At 70.2% G+C, this 3,897-nt stretch carries 3 protein-coding genes; 1 reads left to right on the plus strand and 2 read right to left on the minus strand.

Features of this window, described 5'->3' with window-relative positions; all coding sequences use genetic code 11:
• Positions 1-27 precede the first annotated feature (27 nt).
• A complete protein-coding gene (locus ACFTQE_RS19990) occupies positions 28-1,806 on the minus strand; it encodes a S8 family serine peptidase (protein WP_376926710.1) in 1,779 nt (592 codons plus the stop codon).
• Positions 1,807-1,975: 169 nt separating this feature from the next.
• Positions 1,976-2,467 carry an aromatic ring-opening dioxygenase LigA gene (locus ACFTQE_RS19995; protein WP_376926711.1) on the minus strand — a complete coding sequence of 164 codons (492 nt, stop codon included), beginning with the start codon at positions 2,465-2,467 and terminating at the stop codon, positions 1,976-1,978.
• A gap of 121 nt (positions 2,468-2,588) precedes the next feature.
• Here ACFTQE_RS19995 and ACFTQE_RS20000 point away from each other — a divergent pair, with 121 nt between their 5' ends.
• A complete protein-coding gene (locus tag ACFTQE_RS20000; RefSeq protein WP_376926712.1) occupies positions 2,589-3,887 on the plus strand; it encodes an MFS transporter in 1,299 nt (432 codons plus the stop codon).
• Positions 3,888-3,897: the final 10 nt, after the last annotated feature.

The raw sequence follows: 3,897 nt of genomic DNA on the forward strand, positions 1-3,897 counted from the left end.
GCCCGGCCCCGTCGTGTCATCGATCGGTCAGTGTCCGATCGCCTTGCGGGCGTTCACCACGCCGGCTCCGTAGAAGCCGTTGTTCGCGGTGCTCCCCTCGCAGGTGTGCGTGGCCGTCACCGTCGCCCCGCTCGGCAGGTTGCGCGTGTAGGTGAAGGCGGCGGGCACCGGGCACGCCGTGTCGACGGCGCTCTTCGCGAGGAGCGACTCGACGACGCGCGGCGGCAGGTACTTGCCCCCGCGGAAGACGTCGGGCAGGCCGTACCGGCTCACGATGAGCGCAGCGACGCCGGCGGCGTGCGGCGAGGCCATCGACGTTCCCTGCAGGTACTGGTAGTACCCGCAGGTCGTGCCCGCGGCGTCGCAGCTCTTCACGACGTACTCCACCGTCGGGTTGCCGTCGGCGTCGATCTCGCCGTTCGCCTCCGCGAGCGCCTTCGGGTACGCCGCGAGGGTCGCCTTCGTGATGTCGCGCGTGTTCCCGGCCGTGTCGTAGACGTCGCCGCCCGGGGCCGCGACGTCGACGTAGCCGTTGCCGTAGTCGGAGTAGTACGCCTTGCGGCCCGACTGTCCGATGCTCGACACCGAGATGACGCCGTCGGCCTCGGAGGGCGTCGAGACGCAGCTCGCGGGGTCGAGCAGGTCGCGCGCGTACGCGACCTCACCCGGCACGTCGGCGAAGTCGGGGCTCGATGCATCGCTGATGGCCTTGGTGTAATCGGTGGCGCCGTTGCCGGCCGCCGACACGAGCGTGACGCCGCGGAGTCGAGCGAAGTCGAGCGCACGCTGCATCGCCGCGACGATCGTGCGCTGCTCCGCCTGGTCCTCGGGCGAGTCCGCCGGGTGGCTCGAACAGTTGAAGAGCCACGGGTCGACGTAGTAGCTCATGTTGACGACGTCGACGCCGACCTTGCCGGCGTACGTCAGCGCGTCGAGCGACGGCTGCAGGAAGAAGTACCCCGAGTCCTGCCCGGCGCGGAGGTTCACGAGCGAGACGTTCGGTGCGACGCCCGCGATGCCGATGCCGTTGATGGGCGCGCCGATCGTCGAGGCGACGTGCGTTCCGTGGCCGTCCTCGTCGACATCGGCTGCGTCCTCGCAGGACTGGTCGGCCTCCTCCTCGCACGGGCCGTCGATGGGGTCGCCGTTCGCGTCGAACGGCACGTCGACGGTGAAGTTCCGGCTGAGCTCGGCGTTGAAGTTCGGTGCGATGTCGGGGTGCGAGCCGTCGATCCCGGTGTCGATGATGCCGACGAGCACGCCCTTCTTCCCGGTCTCCCACTTGTAGGAGCCGTCGGTCGTCGCACCGATCGCCTGCATGTCCCACTGCAGCGGTGCGAGCGGCTCCGCGACGGGCTTGCCCTTGCCGTTGCCGTTGCCCTTGCCGCCTGCGACCTGCTTCGCAGCGGATGCTCCGGCTCCCGCAGCGCGCACCTCGGCCTCGGCCTCGTCGTGCTTCTTGGCCTCGCCGCCGGCACGGGCGGCGGGCACGTCGGCGATCACCCGGTTCTGGGCGGTGCCCTCGATGGCGCCCTGCTCCGCGGCGACCTCCGAGAAGTCGGCGGCCGTCGTGACCACGGTGGCGACGCCGACATCCGTGTTCTCGCTGACGATGGTGCCGCCCGCTGCGGCGACCGCGGCGTGCGCGGCCTCGCTGGGAGTGCCCTCGGCGAAGAGCACGACGTACTCCTGCTCGCCGGTCACCTCCCCGGCCGTCGAGGTCGTCGCACCGGCCGAAGTGGCGGCGAGCGCCGTCATGGCCAATGCGAGAGCGGATGTTGCGGCGATCGTTCGAAACTTGCGCATGACGCTCCATTCACGAGACGTGGTGAGCGCGATCCTGCCACGGCGCGTGAGCGCTCGACAAGAGGTTGACGGCGACGGTGCGGATACCGTCGAACTCGACGAACGGCGCGCAGGATGCGCGCGTGGCGACGGTGGTTTCGATCGCCTGCGCCGGAGTGCACGCTCGGCCTCAGCCGGCCGAGGCGCGAGCCGATATGCGCGCCGGCGATGGCACGAGCATGCGCAGCGCCCAGCCGAAGAGCACGAAGATCACGCCGACCCCAGCGGCGAACAGGGCGACGCCGAACGAGACGACCGAGGTGAAGAGCGAGGCCCGCAGGAACGAGGCGTTCATCACGGTGTCGCGCACGGGGTCGTCCTGGTCGAGCTCGGCGTACGTCTTGCCGCCGCTGGCCTCGAGCGCGTGCGCGTTGATGACCCCGGCCTGGATGAAGGCGTCGATCGGTCCGTCGACGGTCTTGCCGGCGAAGTACGGCGAGTCGTCGGGGATCGTGATGTTCTCGGCCCGGAGCTGGTTCGAGACTCCGATCCAGGCGATGATCGCCACGAGGATCAACAGGATGCCGCCGATCACGCCGGCCAATCCGATGAGACGGATGCCGCGTCGCTGGCCGTGCGTCAGCACGACCTCGCCGATCTCGTCTCCGTTCACTGCAGACATGTCGCCTCCCCCGGGGTTCGAACTGCTGTCGCCACACTAACGCTGCGAGCGGCAGTGGCGGAAGAGGCGGCCAGGGGCACGCCGGTGGTGGGATGTCGGTCGGGTGCAACAGAATGCTGAAGTGATCAGCGCGAGGACGTTCTGGAGTGCCCTGCCCACCGAGGGCCGGTGGTTGCTGTCGACCGTCGCCATCCAGACGCTCGGCCGGGGGCTCACCCTGCCGTTCACGATCATCTACCTGCACGAGGTGCGCGGCTTCGATCTCGGGCTGTCGGGCGCGCTCATGAGCCTCATCGCCGTGGTCGGGCTCATCGTCACCGGCCCGGGCGGCACCCTCATCGACCGCTTCGGTGCGAAGGCCGTGCTGCTCGCCGGCCTCGTCTCGATGATCGCCGGCTGCACCCTGCTCGCCTTCGCCACCCACCCGGCGGTCGCGGCCGTCGCCCTCGTGCTCATCGGGGTGAACTTCGGCGTCTCCTGGCCGGGGTTCAACGCGCTCATCGCCGCCGTGGTCTCGGGCGACCTGCGCCAGCAGTACTTCGGCGTGAACTTCGCGCTCGTGAACCTCGGCATCGGCGTGGGCGGCATCATCGGCGGGTTCTACGTCGACGTCGACTCCCCAGAGACCTTCACGGTGATCTTCCTCATCGATGCCGCCAGCGCACTGATTCCCATGGCGCTGCTGCTCGGCCCACTCCGCCACGTGCGCACGCAGGCCGAGCCGACCGAGGAGTCGGCGGCGGCGGGCGGCTATCGCGAGATCCTCCGCCAGCCGGCGGTGCTCTGGCTCACGCTCCTCACCTTCATCGCCATGTTCATCGGCTACGGCCAGATGGAGGCGGGCTTCCCGGCGTACGCGCGGCAGGTGGCCGAGGTCTCGACCCGCGTGATCGGCCTCTCGTTCGCGGTCAACACCGCGGTCATCGTGCTGCTGCAGTTCACCGTGCTCGCGAAGATCAGCGGCAAGCGGCGCACCCGGGTGATGTGGGTGATGGCCGGCGTCTGGGCGCTCTCGTGGCTGATCCTCGGCGCGGCAGGCCTCCTGCCCGACTCCCTCGCCGCGGCCATCGGCGTGCTCGCGTTCATGGGCGTCTTCGCGTTCGGCGAGACCCTGCTGCAGCCGACCGTGCCGGCGATCTACAACGACCTCGCCTCCGACCACAACCGCGGCCGCTACAACGCGATCAACTCGGCCGCGTTCCAGGGCGGGGCGATCGCGGGGCCGATCGCCGCGGGACTGTTGCTCGACCACGACCTCGATGCGGTCTACATCGCCGTCATGGTCCTCGGCTGCCTCGGCATCGGCGCGCTGGCGCTCGCCCTCGAGCGCCGCATCCCGGCGAGCGCCAACGGCGTGCCCGCGAGCGCGACGACCACCACGAGCACGCCCACGAGCACGACGGAGCCCGCCGCGGACTGACCCGCGGCGC

It is taken from the genome of Agromyces sp. NPDC056965 (assembly GCF_042673425.1).
In the GTDB taxonomy this organism is placed as follows: Bacteria; Actinomycetota; Actinomycetes; order Actinomycetales; family Microbacteriaceae; genus Agromyces.

Bases quoted from the DNA above. Each gene is read 5' to 3' on its own strand.
- ACFTQE_RS19990 (WP_376926710.1), bottom strand. From the start codon at position 1,806: ATGCGCAAGTTTCGAACGATCGCCGCAACATCCGCTCTCGCATTGGCC.
- ACFTQE_RS19995 (WP_376926711.1), bottom strand. From the start codon at position 2,467: ATGTCTGCAGTGAACGGAGACGAGATCGGCGAGGTCGTGCTGACGCAC.